The 15,682-nt window shown below is 69.7% G+C and carries 15 protein-coding genes; 8 read left to right on the forward strand and 7 right to left on the reverse strand.

The features are described from left to right. The first annotated feature begins 155 nt into the window (after positions 1–155). Positions 156–962, forward strand: coding sequence for an arylamine N-acetyltransferase family protein (locus tag ABD156_RS00975; RefSeq protein WP_344264773.1), 807 nt, complete (start codon positions 156–158; stop codon positions 960–962). 296 nt (positions 963–1,258) lie between these two features. On the opposite strand, the gene ABD156_RS00980 is transcribed toward ABD156_RS00975, so the two are convergent. The 3 genes from ABD156_RS00980 to ABD156_RS00990 form a co-directional block, all read right to left on the reverse strand. Then, positions 1,259–2,515 (reverse strand): MFS transporter, encoded by a 1,257-nt coding sequence (locus ABD156_RS00980; RefSeq protein WP_344264778.1) that lies wholly within the window; start codon positions 2,513–2,515, stop codon positions 1,259–1,261. Between the two features lie 185 nt (positions 2,516–2,700). Then, complete coding sequence (locus ABD156_RS00985; RefSeq protein ID WP_037807762.1) at positions 2,701–3,132, reverse strand: MarR family winged helix-turn-helix transcriptional regulator; 432 nt, start codon at positions 3,130–3,132, stop codon at positions 2,701–2,703. 43 nt (positions 3,133–3,175) lie between these two features. Beyond that, on the reverse strand, positions 3,176–4,639 hold the full coding sequence (locus ABD156_RS00990; protein WP_344264787.1) for an NCS2 family permease: 1,464 nt from the start codon (positions 4,637–4,639) through the stop codon (positions 3,176–3,178). 83 nt (positions 4,640–4,722) lie between these two features. Here ABD156_RS00990 and ABD156_RS00995 point away from each other — a divergent pair, with 83 nt between their 5' ends. Further along, the gene (locus ABD156_RS00995; protein WP_344266641.1) at positions 4,723–4,950 is read left to right on the forward strand and encodes a DUF2530 domain-containing protein; all 228 of its coding nucleotides are present in this window, start codon (positions 4,723–4,725) and stop codon (positions 4,948–4,950) included. A 49-nt stretch (positions 4,951–4,999) separates the two neighbouring features. Here the strand turns inward: ABD156_RS00995 and ABD156_RS01000 are convergent, their stop codons facing one another. Together ABD156_RS01000 and ABD156_RS01005 are read right to left on the reverse strand one after the other, a co-directional pair. After that, positions 5,000–7,792 (reverse strand): sacsin N-terminal ATP-binding-like domain-containing protein, encoded by a 2,793-nt coding sequence (locus ABD156_RS01000; RefSeq protein WP_344264790.1) that lies wholly within the window; start codon positions 7,790–7,792, stop codon positions 5,000–5,002. Beyond that, positions 7,789–9,159, reverse strand: coding sequence for a DUF3027 domain-containing protein (locus ABD156_RS01005; protein WP_344264792.1), 1,371 nt, complete (start codon positions 9,157–9,159; stop codon positions 7,789–7,791). Before ABD156_RS01005 ends, ABD156_RS01000 begins: the two co-directional genes overlap by 4 nt. A 51-nt stretch (positions 9,160–9,210) precedes the next feature. Here ABD156_RS01005 and ABD156_RS01010 point away from each other — a divergent pair, with 51 nt between their 5' ends. The 3 genes from ABD156_RS01010 to ABD156_RS01020 are packed head-to-tail and all read left to right on the forward strand — an operon-like array spanning position 9,211 to position 12,515. Beyond that, positions 9,211–9,984, forward strand: coding sequence for a glutaminyl-peptide cyclotransferase (locus ABD156_RS01010; protein WP_344264795.1), 774 nt, complete (start codon positions 9,211–9,213; stop codon positions 9,982–9,984). Positions 9,985–10,022: 38 nt separating this feature from the next. Further along, positions 10,023–12,029: an MFS transporter gene (locus ABD156_RS01015; protein ID WP_344264798.1), complete on the forward strand. Its 2,007-nt coding sequence runs from the start codon at positions 10,023–10,025 to the stop codon at positions 12,027–12,029. Between the two features lie 9 nt (positions 12,030–12,038). Beyond that, positions 12,039–12,515: a DUF2771 family protein gene (locus ABD156_RS01020; RefSeq protein WP_344264801.1), complete on the forward strand. Its 477-nt coding sequence runs from the start codon at positions 12,039–12,041 to the stop codon at positions 12,513–12,515. An 83-nt stretch (positions 12,516–12,598) separates the two neighbouring features. Here ABD156_RS01020 and ABD156_RS01025 read toward each other — a convergent pair whose 3' ends face one another. Continuing rightward, positions 12,599–12,985: a cold-shock protein gene (locus ABD156_RS01025; protein WP_240601315.1), complete on the reverse strand. Its 387-nt coding sequence runs from the start codon at positions 12,983–12,985 to the stop codon at positions 12,599–12,601. A gap of 130 nt (positions 12,986–13,115) precedes the next feature. On the opposite strand from ABD156_RS01025, the gene ABD156_RS01030 reads away from it, so the two are divergent. After that, positions 13,116–13,343: a hypothetical protein gene (locus ABD156_RS01030; protein ID WP_037807785.1), complete on the forward strand. Its 228-nt coding sequence runs from the start codon at positions 13,116–13,118 to the stop codon at positions 13,341–13,343. A 7-nt stretch (positions 13,344–13,350) separates the two neighbouring features. Here the strand turns inward: ABD156_RS01030 and ABD156_RS01035 are convergent, their stop codons facing one another. Beyond that, entirely contained in the window at positions 13,351–13,971 is a 621-nt protein-coding gene (locus ABD156_RS01035) for an HAD family hydrolase (protein ID WP_344264806.1), read from the reverse strand. Between the two features lie 108 nt (positions 13,972–14,079). Here ABD156_RS01035 and ABD156_RS01040 point away from each other — a divergent pair, with 108 nt between their 5' ends. Together ABD156_RS01040 and ABD156_RS01045 are read left to right on the forward strand one after the other, a co-directional pair. Continuing rightward, the gene (locus ABD156_RS01040; RefSeq protein ID WP_344264809.1) at positions 14,080–14,691 is read left to right on the forward strand and encodes a TetR/AcrR family transcriptional regulator; all 612 of its coding nucleotides are present in this window, start codon (positions 14,080–14,082) and stop codon (positions 14,689–14,691) included. Then, the gene (locus tag ABD156_RS01045; RefSeq protein WP_344264812.1) at positions 14,688–15,659 is read left to right on the forward strand and encodes a R2-like ligand-binding oxidase; all 972 of its coding nucleotides are present in this window, start codon (positions 14,688–14,690) and stop codon (positions 15,657–15,659) included. The genes ABD156_RS01040 and ABD156_RS01045 overlap by 4 nt, the downstream gene beginning before the upstream one ends. Positions 15,660–15,682: the final 23 nt, after the last annotated feature.

Consider the following 15,682-nt stretch of genomic DNA (forward strand, 5'->3'; position numbering starts at 1 on the left):
CGAGATCTCCAAGCGCTTCGACAACGCCGTCGCCGGCGGCAACGGCCTCCTGCTCGGCTGAGGCCCGCTGCGCCCCAGGGGCCCGGCCTCGCCACGGCCGGGCCCCCTTTATTTCGCTTGACCTGGAGTGCACTGGAGGTGTGAGAGTGGAACCCATGGACGTCGACGCCTATCTCGCTCGCCTGGACCTGCCGGTGCCTCCGGCGGCAGACCTGGCCGCGCTGCGCCAGCTGCAGGAACGACACCTGATGCACGTCCCGTTCGAGAACCTGAGCGTGCACCTCGGGGAACCCGTCGAACTCACCGAAGAAGCACTCTTCGACAAGCTCGTGCGCCGCCGTCGCGGCGGATTCTGCTACGAGCTGAACGGTCTTTTCGTCGCCCTGCTGCGAGAGCTGGGCTTCGCCGCGACGCTGCACGCGGCTCGCGTCTTCAACGACGCCGGCGTGCCCGGCCCGCCGCTGGACCACGCCGCCATCCTCGTCCAGCTCGACGACGAGCAGTACCTGGTGGACGTCGGCTTCGGCAAGTTCAGCCGGCAGCCGCTGGCGCTGTCCGCGGTCGAGCCGCAGAGCGACCCAGAGGGCGACTACCTCATCCTGGACGCTCCGTACGGCGACGTGGACGTCCTGCGCGACGGCAAGCCCGAGTACCGCTTGGAGCGCCGCCCGCGGCAGCTGTCGGACTTCGGGCCGATGGCGTGGTGGCAGTCGACGTCGCCGCAATCGCACTTCACGCAGACCCTGACCTGCTCCCGGCCGACCGCCCAAGGCCGGGTGACGCTGTCCGGAGACCGGCTGATCGAGACGGTGGACGGCGTGCGGCACGAGGTGCTGCTGCCGAACGACGAGGCCGTGCGGCTGGCGTATCACGTGTACTTCGGCCTGCGGCTGCGCCGGTTGCCGGTGCGGCCGGGCGAGCACCCGCTCGGGGCCTCTGGCGACGCGCTGACTACGTCGTGAGTGTTCAAGCCGGTTAGAACCGGCCTAGCCACTCACGAGAACCCAGCCACTGGACCCCCTTGCCCCATCCGCCCGGTCCCCCGACCATGAACAGAGCCCCGCCTCCCGGGGTTCCCAGGTTGCGGGGCTCTGTCCGTTCCCGAACTGACTGCCGCTCCCACCACGAAGCGGACATGCATGAGGTTAGCCTAACCTCACCAATGGAAGCAAGACCGTCCCAGCGGAGACCTCAGTCTCACCCGCCCGAGTGACAACTTTCGGCGGCCTCCGCCCTCTTTGACAGCCATTACCGCAGGTCAGACCCGTTCCCGGGGCAGGATCCGCAGGCCGTTGCCGAGCCGTCGGGGCAGCCGCACGCCGCCGCGCCGGATCAGCACCACCGCGCACACCACCGCCGCGATCGCCGAGACCGCGCCGCCGATGTAGAACGGCGACCGGCCGCCGAACGCGTCCGCCATCCAGCCGGTCATCGGCCCGCCGATCGGGTTCCCGCCGATCAGCACCAGCACGTAAATGCCCATCACCCGGCCGCGCATCTCCGGCGACACCGATGTCTGAACCAGCGCGTTCGCCGTGTTCAGAAAGGTGATCGTGGCGAAGCCGAGCGGGATCAGCCCGATCCCGAACGCCAGGTACGTCGGCATGAACGCGGTGGCGAACTCGAACACCCCGAGCAGCGCCGCGGACACCAGCATCAGCCGAACCCTCGGCTGGCTCTTCACCCCACGTCTCGCCGACGCCAGCGCACCGGTGAAGGTGCCGACCGCGACGAGGGTGGACAGCAGGCCGTAGCCGTCGGCTTGGGTGTGGAAGACGTTCGCGGCCACGATCGGCAGCGACGTGAAGTAGGTGATGCCGAACGTGCTGACGAAGAACATCAGCACCATCACGGTCACCAGATCCGGCCGCCCACGCACGTAGCGCAGGCCCTCCATCAGCTGGCCCTTGGCACGCGGGATCGCCGGACCGCGGAACAGCTTCGCCGGGTTCATCAGCGCGACCCCGGTGATCACCGCGAGCGTGCTCGCCGCGTTCGCGATGAACAGCCAGCCGGTGCCGACCCAGGTGATCGCGAACCCGGCGATGGCCGGTCCGACGATGCGCGCCATGTTGAAGATCGACGAGTTCAGCGCGACGGCGTTCGCCACCTGGTCGCGGCCGACCATCTCGGCGACGAACGACTGGCGCGTCGGCACCTCGATCGCCGAGGTCGTCCCGAGCATCACGCAGAGCAGGTACACGTGCCACAGCTGGGCCACGCCGGTCAGGTCGAGCACGCCGAGCAGCACGGCCTGCAGGCAGTTCACCGCCTGGATGAGCATCAGCAGCTTGCGCTTGTCGACGCGGTCGGCGAGCACGCCCGCCCACAGCGACAGCAGCAGCGTCGGGATGAACTGCAGCGCGACCGCGACGCCGAGCGCCACCGGGTCGTTGCCCGACAGCGTGAACACCAGCCAGTCCTGGGCGATGCGCTGCATCCAGGTGCCGATGTTCGAGATGACCTGGCCGCTGAAGAACAGCCGGTAGTTCCGCACGCGCAGCGACGAAAACATCGTGCGGCGGGTCTTGGTTCCCGATGGGCCGCTAGCTTCCGGGGCGGTCTCAGCCGCGGAAGACGATTTCCCGGCCGGTGCGGAGGTGCCGGGTGGAGCGGAGCCGGACGGCGGCGGTGCCGTGTCCCGGGTAGCAGTGGATTGGGCCGGACATCCTGTTTCGCTACCCGTGGTGGTCACCTGTGCTAGTTCCCCGCCATCCTGTCGATGATCTCCGCGGCTCGGGAGAGCACTTCGAGCTCTTCCTCGCCGAGTTCGGCCAATTGCCGGTCCAGCCACGCCTCCCGCACCGAGATGGCCTTGCGCACGAACGTGAGCCCGTCGTCGGACAGCTCGACGATGGCCTGGCGGCCATCGGTCGGGTGCGGCCTGCGCTCGACGAACCCCATCTCCTCGAGCGCGGCGATGACCCTCGTCATCGAGGGCGGCTGGACGCCTTCCTTCGCGGCGAGCTGACCTGGGGTCAGCGGGCCGCACTTGTGCAGGGTGGACAACGCCGCGATCTGCGTGAGCGACACGTCGTCAGCCACCCGCTGTGCCCGGAGCCTGCGGTTGAGCCGCACCACCGCGAGACGCAAGCGGCTCGCCAAGGAACGCTCGTGCGGGTCGCCGGACATATAGTTAGCATACCTCACGACCTGGGCGGTCGGTTTACGCCGGTCAGCTGAGTGCGGCCTCGATCGGGCCAACGGCGAAGTACGCGATGAACGCCACCGCGATCACCCACATCAGCGGATGCACCTTCCTGGCCTTGCCGGTGACCGCCTGGATCACGACGTAGCTGACGAATCCGGCGCCGATGCCGTTGGCGATCGAGTAGGTGAACGGCATGACCACGATGGTGAGGAACGCGGGCAGCGCGATCTTGAAATCGGTGAAGTCGATGTCGCGGACCTGCGCCATCATCAGCGCGCCGACCACGACCAGCGCCGGAGCGGCCGCCTCGACCGGCACCACCTGATACAGCGGGGTCAGGAACATCGCGGCGATGAACAGCAGGCCGGTGACGACGTTCGCCAAGCCGGTCCGCGCGCCCTCCGCGATGCCGGACGCGGATTCCACGAACACCGTGTTCGAGCTGGCCGAGCCGAACCCGCCGGCCGCGCCCGCGAGGCCTTCGACGAACAGCGCCTTGCCGACGTTCGGCAACTGGCCGTCCTTGCCGACCAGTCCCGCTTCCTTGCCGAGGCCGGTCATCGTGCCCATGGCGTCGAAGAAGTCCGCGAGGACGAGGGTGAAGACCAGCAGCACCACGGTGATGATCGGCAGCCGGGTCCACGCGCCGAACGACACGTCGCCGACCAGCGACAGGTCCGGGAGTCCGATGACCTTGCTCGGCAGCGCCGGATAGCCGAGGTTCCAGCCCTTCGGGTCGGTGCCGTTGGACGGCCCGGCCTTCACGATCGCCTCGACCACGATCGCCAGCACGGTCGAACCGAGCACGCCGATCAGGATCGCGCCCTTGACGCGCTTGGCCACGAGAACCGCGGTGAGCAGCAACCCGACGACGAACACCGCGGTCGGCCACGAGGCGATGGAGCCGCCGATGCCGAGCCCGACCGGCACCGTGGTGTGCGCGTCGTCCGGCAGCCGGCGCACGAACCCGGCGTCGACCAGGCCGATCAGGCAGATGAACAGCCCGATGCCGACCGCGATCGCCGATTTCAGCGCGGGCGGCACGGCGCGGAACACCGCGGTGCGGAACCCGGTGAGCACGAGCAGGACGATGATCACGCCCTCGATGACCACCAGGCCCATCGCCTCCGGCCAGCTCATCTGCGGCGCGATGGTGACCGCGAGCAGGCTGTTGATGCCGAGCCCGGTGGCGATGCCGAACGGATAGTTCGCGACGAGCCCCATCAGGATCGTCAGCACGCCGGCGACCAGCGCGGTCACCGCGGCGACCTGCGGCACCGGGAGGATGTGGCCGAGCACGTCCTTGTGCGCGGACGGGGTGTCCGCCGCGAAACTGCCGATGATCAGCGGGTTGAGGACCACGATGTAGGCCATCGTCACGAACGTGACCACGCCGCCGCGGATCTCCCGCCCGGTGCTCGACCCGCGTTCGCTGATCCGGAAGAAGCGGTCCAGAGTGGACCCCGCCCGTTCGCGCTGCTCCGCCATTTCCCCGCCTGTCTCGCTGTTTCCGTCCGGGTAAACTCTGGCTCGTGGACGAACCGACCAGTGCCCCGGACGCTCCGGCCGCCTTGCGGCACACGCCGGACCTGCCGAAGCGGCTCACCGACCTGACGCCGGTGGTGATCGTAGGTACTGCGCTCTGGCTTGTCGCGCTCGTGGTGCTTTTCTTCACCAGCGGGGGCGTGTGGTTACAGACGTGTGTCGCCGGGATCGCGCTCGGGTTCATCGGGTTCGGGATCATTTTCTGGCAGCGCGCGGCGGCCCGGCGCGGGTCCAAATCGGCGCAGCGGCTTTAGGGCTCGTGCGTGGCTACGCCGGTTCTCACCGGCTTTGCCACTCACGACCTCAGTTCAGCAGGGTGCGCGGCGCGGGGTCTTCCAGCAGCGCGGTGATGCGGTAGCGCTCGCCCCAGTGGTCGCTCGCCCAGGCGAAGGCGCGCGCCAGCCCCTCGGACGTGTCCGCCGCGTGCAGCCGGTCGTCGGACCACCACGGCACCTCAGTCGTTTCGCCGTCGACCGTCACGGTGAGCGGATCGTGCAGCAGCACGCCACCGTCCGGCAGCGGGATGCCGAGCTGATCCGCCGCGAGCGCGAGGGCAGGCAGGTCCGCCCACGCGACGTACTCGCCGGTGCTCTCGACCTCGGCCTTGAGACTGCTCGCGACCGGGACGTCGAGGAGTTCCGCCAACCGCTCCGGCTCGACCGGCGCGACCAGGATCCTCGCCGGTTCGAGTGCCGCCGCGACCCACGGCACGTCCAGCACCACGGCTTCCTCGACGACGCTCCCGTCCGCCGCGCGGACTCGTGCCGGCGCGTCGACGTCGGACACCGCTATCGGCGCGGCCACCAACGCCGCGTGCGCACGGGCGACAAGCCCCGGCGTCGGCGTGCGCTGCGGATCGCCGAGCCGTTCGAGCAGATCGGTGACGTCTTCCGCGGTCTCCAGATCCAGCCCGGTCCGGACACCGACGGCGCGGAGCAGATCGTCGCTCAGCTCAAGATCCGGCACCGGGTCGTACAGCCCCGCCAGCGCGGTCGCCGAAGCGAGCCGCCACGCGCCGGGCGCTTCCCCGGCCAGCAGGGCGTAGCGCGCGAGCCACCAGCCCGCGTGACCGTCCGGGCTGTGCAGCGCCTGCCACGTTTCCGGCCGCGCCGCGATCAGCCGCAGCGCGTCGGGCCAAGCGTCGTCCGCGACAAGGTCGAGGTCCCGAATGGACACCACCGTCGTCGGCGGCTGCTCGAACGAGTCCCACCACTGCTCCTCGTCCGGCAGGTGATGATCGGGTTCGTGCGGCTCCTCGTCCAGCACAACCGCGAACGAGTCGAGCACCTTCGCCGCGACGAGGGTCTCGGCCAGCCAATCCTCGGCGAATTCCTCGTCCAGCACGGAAAGCGCGCCACCGGGCTCGAAAACCTCGGGGTCGATCACTTCCAGCAACGGCGACGTCGGCAGCATCAACTCGTCCGCGCGCCGCCAGCCGTCCTCCGAAGGAAGGGCGAGTGCGCCGATCCACTCCGGCGCCTGGTTCCCGCAATCCGCGACCAGCCGGAGTACCGCACCGGCGAGGTTCATTCCGTCCAAACCGGACTGAACGTCGGTGACACTGTGCTCCACCGCGTACTGCAGCTGTTCCGCTTCGAGCAACTGCTGCGCGTCAGCGTGCTTGGCCCCCAGCAGTTCCAGCAATTGGTGCGCCGCGCCCGGATGCACCAACCTCAGCCCCGGAACGTCCACATCGGACAGAAGCTCGCGAAGCTCGCTGCTTCCGTCGACCAGCAGCGCGCCCTTGACGCCCGGCAACGTCCGCCCGTCCGACAACGGAACCGGCAGGCCGTCCAGCTGATTCGCGCTGAGCGCGTGACTTTCGACGGCGACCGCCAGCGCGGCGTACAGCCTCTGCCACCAACCGGGTTCGCGGTCGATGCCAGTCAGGACTTCAAGAACGTCGCCGATACTGAGAATGTTCGCGGAGACTGGCTTGAGCAGTCGCGGATTCGCCTGCACCAGACCCGGGATGACGTCCGCGAGCAACGGAGCCAGCCCGTCGATGTCGAGCACCCGAGCCTGCTGTCCGGAGACTTCCTGACCGTCCACTGTGGCCAGCCAAGGTTTCCGCGCAAGCTCGGCATACACCAGTTCTTTCAGCTTCGCGTCCACAGTGGACTGCGGAAAGCCCGCTGCGGGAACCAGCGCTGGTCGGTGTTCTGCCTTTACCGCCCGAACCAGCTCGACATACTCGCTCGCTGCTTTCTCCAGCGCACGAGTGAGCTCTTCCCCGGGAAGCACCCGCCGCCGAGACGGCTCCAGCGGCACTTCCGCGATCAACCGAGCCGGGAGCGAAAGCCCTTCGTCGGTCGGCGTGGGCGCGTGCAGCAAATCTTCCTCAAGCGGCTGCGGAACCTCGTCGGCGTCGACCGGAACCGCCCAGGACCCGTGCTTCAGCCAACGCTTGTGCCCGCTCGGCGAAGTGATCTCGACGATCTCCTCGCCGCTTCGAGTCCACTTGCGACCGTCCACTTCGGCCTCGGCGAGCCACGGGAGCGCCAGCAGGAGATCCTCGATCTCGTTCGCCAGCCCGTCGAGCAGCTCTTGCCCGGATTCCCTGAGCGGCAACCGCACTTCGGTGACAAACCCGTCGGCCGGCTGTTCCTCGATGGGAAACGGCAGCCGCAGCACCGGAACGTCGCCGTCCCGCCCGGATTCCTCCCGCGTGCGCTGCGCCGAAAACGCGACCCCGCCGGTAGCAGAGACGACTCGCGGCTCGTCCGTGACAGTGAGAACGGCCGCGAAGCCGACCCCGAACCGCCCGACAGTCCCTTCTTTAGCCGACGCCCGCAACGACGCCAGCGATTCGACCCCTCGGTTGTCCAACGGCGCGCCGGTGTTCGCGAACCGCAACTCACCGTCCACAACGGACACCCGAATCCGCCCCGGCTCACCGGCGATCTGCGCGGCGTCGGCGGCGTTCTGCGCGAGTTCGACGAACAGCCGATCACGGTAGGCGCCGACGCGAAGGTCGCGCTCGGAGTTGGTGTCCTCGATGAAGCGGGTGGGCGAGTCGCGCCAGGCGCTCAGGACCGCTTCCCGCAGGCGAGCTGTCCCGAAAGGATCAGCCGCTCCCCCAGCGACTTCGCTCACCGGAGGACATCGCTCCCGTCGGAGTCGTCGCCGTGCTGCTGCGCGGAGTTCTCTTCGCCGCCGGCCGGAGCAGCGACCGACTCGACGACAACGTCCGCGGCAGTACCCGCCGCCGAAGCCTCGACAACACCCTCGACCGGCTCGGGAGCAGCGCTCGCCGCCGGTTCTTCAGTGACGACCGGCTCGGCAACCGCACCAGTCTCCGGCTCTCCGGGCTCGGCCGGCGTCTCCGCGGTCTCCGGTTCCGCGGCAGTGTCTGCCGTCGAAGACTCAGCGGCGACCGGCTCGGCAGCATCCGCAGCCGGCTCCTCAGCAACCACCGGCTCGGCCACCGCATTCTCAACCGGCTTCTCTCCCGCCGCCTCCGGCGCAACCTCCGCCGCAACCGGCTCGCTCGCCGCCGTCTCCTCGGTCGCAGTCTCCGCCGCAACCGGCTCAACCGCGTCCGAAACCTCAGCCGCCTCCGAAGCCGCAGCCTCCTCAACAGCCACTTCCGCGGCCGCCTCCGGCTCCACCGCCGCGACCGCCGCGGTCTCCTCAGCCGCAGCAGCCGCCGCTTCCTCCACCACGACTGGGTCCGCGACGACCTCCGGCTCCGGGGCAGGCTCCGGGACCGGCGTGAAGTCGATCAGCGAATCGTCGTAAACCAGCTCCGCGACCGGGACCGAGGAAGTCACCTCGACCCGCACCTCCGAGTGCGCCCCGCACCCGTAGGCCACGTCCACGACATGCCCGTCCGCGGGCGCGATGTCGTTCGTGCACGCACCGAACGCGCCGCGCAGCGACCCCGCCAGCGGCACGAAGAAACCGCAGGTCCCGCAGGTCGCGGGGGCGCTTCGGGCCATGTCCGAGCGCGGGCCGAACTCTCCGCCGTGCCAGCGGGCGGCCGCGTCGGACCTGCCGTAGCGCGAGAGGACCTGCACCCGGCCGAGGCCGACCTCGTGGGCCGCTTCCTCGACGGCCGGGTCGTCCGACTGGAGGTACGCGGGCGAGAGGCGCGGGTCGTCCTTGTCCGCGGGGAACAGGTCGCCGACGCCGAGGTCGCCGGCGCGCACCCGCTGCTCCCACGGCACCCAGGCGGGCGCGACCAAGGCCTCCGGGCCCGGCTGCAGCACCAGCTCGCTCACCGTGACCGGCTCGTCCGGTCCGGCCACCGCGACGGTGACCGACCAGCGCCAGCCCCGGTAGCCGGGCACCGACGCTTCGAAGAGGTGGCTCGCGGAAACCGCGTCCTCGCGCCCCACCCCGACGTGCTCGCCGACCTGTTCAGCGGGGGCTTCCGCCAGTACGGCCTCCCGCGCGACCGCCACGGCGTCCGCGAGCTTCCGGTGGAGAGAGCCGTCGTCCAGGGTCAACAGCAGCGTCATACCCCCAATTGTGCCGCACGCATCCGCGCCGCCCGTGCCAGGCTGTTCCTCGTGCGAACCCGGATCGTCTGGCCCCTGGTGGCCGCTGCCCTGCTCGGCGGATGCGCGGGCACTCAAGCCACGCCCGCCCAGCCCGAACGGCTCACCGTCCAGGTGCTCGGGACGCTGCCGCACGACTCGACCGCCTTCACCGAAGGGCTCGAGTACTCGGGCAGCACGCTCTACGAGAGCCGCGGCCTCGAAGGGCAGTCCGCACTCACCGCTGGCCCGGCCGGCGGAACACCAGCCAAACAGGTGACAGTCGCTTCGCCGTTGTTCGCCGAGGGCATCACCGTGCTCGGGCCGAAGCTGTGGCAGCTGACCTGGCGGGACGGAATCGCCATCGAACGCGACTCCCAGACGCTCGCCGAGCTGCGGCGCGTGCATTACGACGGCGAGGGCTGGGGCCTTTGTCACCAGCCCAACGGGCGGCTGGTGATGAGCAATGGGTCGTCACAGCTCACGTTCCGTGACCCGCAAACGTTTGCGGTTACCGGTTCCGTCGAGGTCGGCCAGGATCAGCTGAACGAACTGGAGTGCGTCGGCGACACCGTCTACGCGAACGTTTGGCAGACCGGCACCATTCTGCGCATCGACGCCAATACCGGACGGATCACCGCGAAGATCGACGCGGGCAGGCTCCGCACGCCGACCCGGCCCGGCGAGGACGTGCTGAACGGCATCGCCGCGATCCCCGGCACGGACGAATTCCTCCTCACCGGGAAGCTGTGGCCGTCGTCGTTCCGCGTGAAGTTCGTCCCGGAAAATCAGCGAACCGGCACGTGAGCGGGCGGGGCGGGACCCCGATGAGGCAGGATTGAACCGTGGCACTCTTCAGCTCGCGCTCCGGTTCCGACAGCCCCCTCGGCGGGCAGTCGGGCAAAGGCCGTGGGAAGAAGAAGCGCCGCTGGACTCCCGAGCCCGGCGCGGCGCAGGCCCGGTCCTGGCGCGACACCCCGCCGACCCGGGTCGATCAGTCCGTTGACCAGCGCGTTCGCCAGGCTCCGCCGCAGTACGCGCCGGAGCCGCCACGGGCCCGGCCGGAGCGCATCCCGCCCGAACCGCCCCGCGGCCGCCCGGCCGAACCGCGGACCGAGCACGTCGATCAGCGTCCTCCGCGCGCTTACCCCGGGCGGCCGGAGCCGCGCAGCGCGTTCTACGACGACGCGCCGCCGTTCCCGCCGAACGCAGAGGAAGCACCCACTGGCGCGGTCCCGATGGGACACCGTCCGCCGCCGCCCCCGCGCGGCGCGCGGCCGTACCCGCCTCGCGAGCACCGCACCGAGCCCGTCCACCCGCGGCCGTACGACGACCGTCCCGGCAGCGCCGGTTACGAGCACTACGACACCGGCGGTTACGCGGGCGAGCCCCGCGTCGAGGACGAGCAGGACGAGGCTTTCAACACCACCGCGGTCGCCGGCGCGGGGTCGGTTCCGAAGCTGCCGAAGAAGCTCACCGTCACGCGGGTCGCCGCGCTGCGCAGCCGTCAGCTGAGCGGGAAGGCGGTCGGCGCGTTCCAGCGCGCCACCAAGGCAGACGGCGCGGACAAGTCCGGTCTCACCTCGCTGATGTACGCGGTGATGCTGAACTACGCCAGCGACGCGGCGATGGCGATCGCGCTGGCCAACACGCTGTTCTTCGCCGCGACCAGCGGCGAGAGCAAGGGCAAGGTCGCGCTGTACCTGCTGATCACGATCGCGCCGTTCGCGCTCGTCGCGCCGGTGATCGGCCCGGCGCTGGACCGGATCCAGCGCGGCCGCCGGCTGGCGATGTGCGTCTCGTCGGTCGGACAGGGCCTGATGGCCGTGGTGATGGCGCTGCACTTCGACGACTGGCTGCTGTACCCGGCGGCGCTCGGGATGATGGTGCTCTCGAAGTCGTTCACCGTGCTGAAGGCGGCGGTCACGCCGCGCGTGGTGCCGCCGGAGATCACGCTGTCGAAGACCAACGCGCGGATCACCGTGTTCGGCCTGATCGCGGGCGGCGCGTTCGGCGCGCTGGCCAGCGGCGTGAGCGGCCTCACCAACTCCTCCGGCGCGCTGTGGTTCACCGCCGCGATCTGCGTGGCCGCGGCCGTGCAGTCGATGCGGATCCCGGCGTGGGTCGAGGTGACCGAGGGCGAGGTCCCGACGTCGCTGTCCGCGCGGCCGGAGCCGAAACAGAAGCGGCAGCGCCAGCCGATGGGACGGCACATCGTCGTTGCCTTGTGGGGCAACGGTTCCGTCCGCGTGCTGACCGGGTTCCTGATGATGTTCGCCGCCTTCGCGGTGAAGGCGCAGACCGAGCACGCCGGGCACAGTCCGTTCGTGCAGCTGCTGTTGCTGGGCATCATCGGCGCGGCGGCGGGCGTCGGCGGATTCGTCGGCAACGCGCTGGGGTCGCGGCTGCACTTCGGTTCGGCGGACCAGGTGATCGTGGCCTGCGTGGCGGCGTGTGTCGTGACGACGTTGATCGCGACGCTGCTGCCCGGCCTCGCCACGGCGGCGATCGTGGGTCTCATCGGCGCGACGGCCAGTGCGCTGGCGAAGATCAGCCTCGACGCGGTGATCCAGGAGGATCTGCCGGAACAGTCCCGCGCGTCGGCGTTCGGACGTTCGGAGACGGTGCTGCAGCTGTCGTGGTGCTTCGGCGGCGCGGTCGGGCTGCTGCTGCCTCCGACGTACTGGATCGGCTTCCTCACCGTGACGCTGCTGCTGGCAGTCGGCCTGGCGCAGACCTTCCTGGTGCAGCGCGGCGGTTCGCTCCTGCCCGGCCTCGGCGGCAATCGCCCATTGCGCCCAGAGCCGACGGGCAGCTTCCCCGCTCCCGGCCCGGCGCGAGGCCGCCGGTAATCTCGGGCCATGCGACGTTCCCGGGTGGTGGCCGTGCTCGCGGCCGGTGGTTTCGCGGTGGCCGGCTGTTCCGCGCCCGGCCCGGCCGAGGTGACTTTCTACGCCGACGGGCACACGATCACCGCCGCCCCGATCGGCAACTGCGACATCAAATCCGGCGTCTGCGCGGCCAACCCCGGCGCGACGGGCAAGCTCAAGGTGCGCCCTGGCCGGTCGGTGCAGATCTCGGTGCCGAAGGAAATCGCCGAGACGCCGTGGAAAGTCACCGTGCAGTTCGTGAACAGCAAGGGCGAGCCGCAACCGCTCAAGGAGGAGATCATCACCTCCCGCGACCGCTACGCCTACACCGCGACCCCGCCCGCGAAGGACGACCAGATCGTGGTGGTCGAGATCGCGCAGGCCTCGGTGATCAGCCGCACCGGCGACCCGAACGACGCCGAAGCGGTCACGACGGCGCTGTGGTCGCTGCAGGTCCAGCCTGCCTGATTTCTTCGCAAAGCAGTGAAGGGCTCCGCGCCGGGATTCCCGCGCGGAGCCCTTCACCGTTTTTCAAGCGGTGGCGTGGCCGATCACGGGTCGAGGTCGCGCGCGACCGCGCGCATGATCTCCGCGATCTGCTTCGTGTTCTTGCGATCCGGGTACCGGTTGCGCCGCAGATCCGGCTGGACCTTCAGCTCCAGCAGCTTGATCATGTCCTCGACGAGGCCGTGCAATTCCTCCGCGGGACGGCGGCGCGCCTCGGCGACCGACGGCGGCGGGTCCAGCAGCCGGACGGAGAGCGCCTGCGGCCCGCGCCTGCCGTCGGCCACGCCGAACTCGAGCCGCTGGCCGGCTTTCAGGCCTTCCACGCCCTGCGGCAGCGCGGCCTTGCGGATGTAGACGTCGGCGCCGCCGTCTTGCGTGACGAAGCCGAACCCCTTCTCCGCGTCGTACCACTTGACCTTGCCGGTCGGCACTTCCCTCACCAGTCCTTCTGCTGTGCAGGTCACGACGAACGCGCCCCGAGCGATCTCGAGGCGCGCGTCCGACAAGCGTATCTCGCCACAGGCGCTGGGGAGAAGCGGATAGTCCCGTTACTCTCACCCCATGGAGAACGCAGCGAAGCAGACCGGCAAACCGATCCTCATGCGGCTCGGCATCGGCCTGTTCGCCATCGGCATGCTCGCCGTGGCGACGGTGTTCGTGCTGTTCGCCGCCGGACTCGAAAACCTGCCGGTGTGGCTCAGCGCGGCCGCCGGGGTGATCACCCCGCTCGGCCTGTTGCTCGGGCTCATCGCCCTGATCCAGGAAGCCCGCGCCGGGAAGCACGGCTGAGCTGGGGTTACACCGCGGTCTCCACGAACGTCCTGGCGAACCACTCCGGAAATTCGACCAGCGAATCGAACACCACGTCCGCGCCCTCGGCGGTCAGTTCTTCCCGGGTGCACGGCCCGGTCGCCACGCCCACCGACACCGCGTTGGCCGCTCGCGCGCCCCGCACGTCGCCCAGGTGATCGCCGACGTACGCCCGCGCCCCGTGTTCCAGCAGGGCCGCCGCCTTCTGCGTGGACCACAGCTCGCCCACCAGGTCGTCGACCTTCATCCCCAGCGCGTCGAGGTGCATCTGCGCGTTGGGCCCGTACTTGCCGGTGACCACGAGCGTCCGCCCGCCCGCCGCCCGGACCGCCTCCAGCGCCTCGGCCGCGCCCGGCAGGGCGACCGTGCTCGGCACGACCGTCTCCGGATACAGCTCGCGGAACTGCCAGATCAGCTCGGGGATCCGGTCCTCCGGCGCGCCGAACTCGCGCAGCGCCTGGTCGAGCGGCGGCCCGAGGTTGGCGGCGAACGCCTCTCCGTCGAACGGCAGCCCGGACTTCTTTCCCAGCGCGTTCATCGCCGCGACCATGCCCGGCCGCGGGTCGATCAATGTCATGTCGAGGTCGAACCCCACCGTGATGCCCACGTCCCACACGGTAGCCGTCCGCACCGACAATTCCGGCGCGCATGTGTACACGTGCACCATCCAGGTAAAGGTTCTTGACACAGATTCAGTCTGTGTCAAGCTGGCGGTGTGACCAGCTTCACCGAGCGGACCAAGGCGACGCTTCGCGAGACGCTGCTGGACGCGGCCGCGGATCTTCTCCCGGACCGCGGCCACCAGGGCCTGCGAATGGCCGACGTGGCCGCGAAAGCCGGGGTCAGCAGGCAGACGGTCTACAACGAGTTCGGCAGCAAGGCGGCGCTCACGCAGGCCGTCGCGCTGCGCGTCGCGGCGGAATTCCTCGACGGCATCCGCTGCCGGTTCGAGGACGCCGAGAGTTTGCTCACGGGCATCCGCGGCGCAGTCGTCTACACGATCGAACACGCCAGGGAGAACCGGCTGATCGCCGCCGCGCTCGGCACCGAGGCCGGCGAGGATCTGCTGCCCCTGCTGACTTCGCGCGGCGAGCCGATCCTCACCGCGTCGGCCGAACTCGCGACGCAGCAGTACCTCGCGCTCGAACCCCGGCTCACGGCCGACGCCGCCGCGCTGCTCGCCGAAACGGTGGTCCGGCTGTCGCTGAGCCATCTGGTGCTGCCGACGCACACCGCGTCCGAGGCCGCCGAGTCGGTCCTCGCGGTGCTCGCCCCCGCCATCGACCAATTCGTCCACAATGGAGTGAAACGAGAGGGCCAGTCATGACCGAGACGCTTCCGGAGCTGCGCAGCGGATTCTCGTCCCTGCGCAAGGGCGGGCTGAACTGGGACTCGTTCCCGTTGCGGCTGTTCGTCAAGGGCAACAAGAAGTTCTGGAACCCGGCGGACCTCGACTTCAGCCAGGAACGCGCGGGCTGGGAAAGCCTGACACCCGAACAGCAGCGCTCCACCACCTACCTCGTGGCGCAGTTCATCGCGGGCGAGGAGGCGGTGACCGAGGACATCCAGCCGTTCATGCGCGCGATGTCGTCCACCGGCCGGTTCGGCGACGAGATGTACCTGACGCAGTTCTGCTTCGAGGAGGCCAAGCACGTCGAGGTCTTCCGGCGCTGGATGGACGCCGTCGGGCTGGACGACGACCTGCACCCCTACGTCGCGGAAAACCCGCACTACCGCAAGCTTTTCTACGAGGAGCTGCCGCAGTCGCTGCGCGCGCTGGAGGCCGATCCCAGTCCGCTCAACCAGATTCGTGCGAGCGTGACGTACAACCATGTGATCGAAGGCAGCCTCGCGCTCACCGGGTACTACTCGTGGCAGCTGATCTGCACGCAGAACCAGATCCTGCCGGGAATGCAAGAATTGGTGCGCCGCATCGGCGACGACGAACGCAGGCACATGGCGTGGGGCACGTTCACCTGCCGCCGGCACGTCGCGGCGGACGACGCGATGTGGGACGCCGTGCAGGAACGCATGGGCGAACTGCTGCCGCACGCGCTCGGCATGATCCAGTGGGTGCAGGACCAGTTCGAGGAAGTCCCGTTCGACAACGACCCCGAGGAACTGATCCAGTACGCCGCCGACCGCGCCCAGCGCCGCCTCGGCGCGATCGAATCCGCGCGGGGCACGCCGGTCGAGCAGATCGACCTCGACTACTCGCCTGAGCAGCTCGAGGACACCTTCGGCGAGGAAGACGAAAAGGCCCTCGCTGAGGCCGCCGCGGCCGCTTCCGCCTGACCCTCTTGTGAGTGTTTATGCCG

This window comes from Amycolatopsis albidoflavus (assembly GCF_039525725.1).
GTDB lineage: Bacteria > Actinomycetota > Actinomycetes > Mycobacteriales > Pseudonocardiaceae > Amycolatopsis > Amycolatopsis albidoflava.

Coding starts and splice junctions, on each gene's coding strand:
- ABD156_RS00980 (WP_344264778.1), bottom strand. CDS start 2,515: ATGTTTTCGTCGCTGCGCGTGCGGAACTACCGGCTGTTCTTCAGCGGC.
- ABD156_RS01030 (WP_037807785.1), top strand. CDS start 13,116: ATGGAGAACGCAGCGAAGCAGACCGGCAAACCGATCCTCATGCGGCTC.
- ABD156_RS01045 (WP_344264812.1), top strand. CDS start 14,688: ATGACCGAGACGCTTCCGGAGCTGCGCAGCGGATTCTCGTCCCTGCGC.
- ABD156_RS00975 (WP_344264773.1), top strand. CDS start 156: ATGGACGTCGACGCCTATCTCGCTCGCCTGGACCTGCCGGTGCCTCCG.
- ABD156_RS01020 (WP_344264801.1), top strand. CDS start 12,039: ATGCGACGTTCCCGGGTGGTGGCCGTGCTCGCGGCCGGTGGTTTCGCG.
- ABD156_RS00985 (WP_037807762.1), bottom strand. CDS start 3,132: ATGTCCGGCGACCCGCACGAGCGTTCCTTGGCGAGCCGCTTGCGTCTC.
- ABD156_RS00990 (WP_344264787.1), bottom strand. CDS start 4,639: ATGGCGGAGCAGCGCGAACGGGCGGGGTCCACTCTGGACCGCTTCTTC.
- ABD156_RS01005 (WP_344264792.1), bottom strand. CDS start 9,159: ATGACGCTGCTGTTGACCCTGGACGACGGCTCTCTCCACCGGAAGCTC.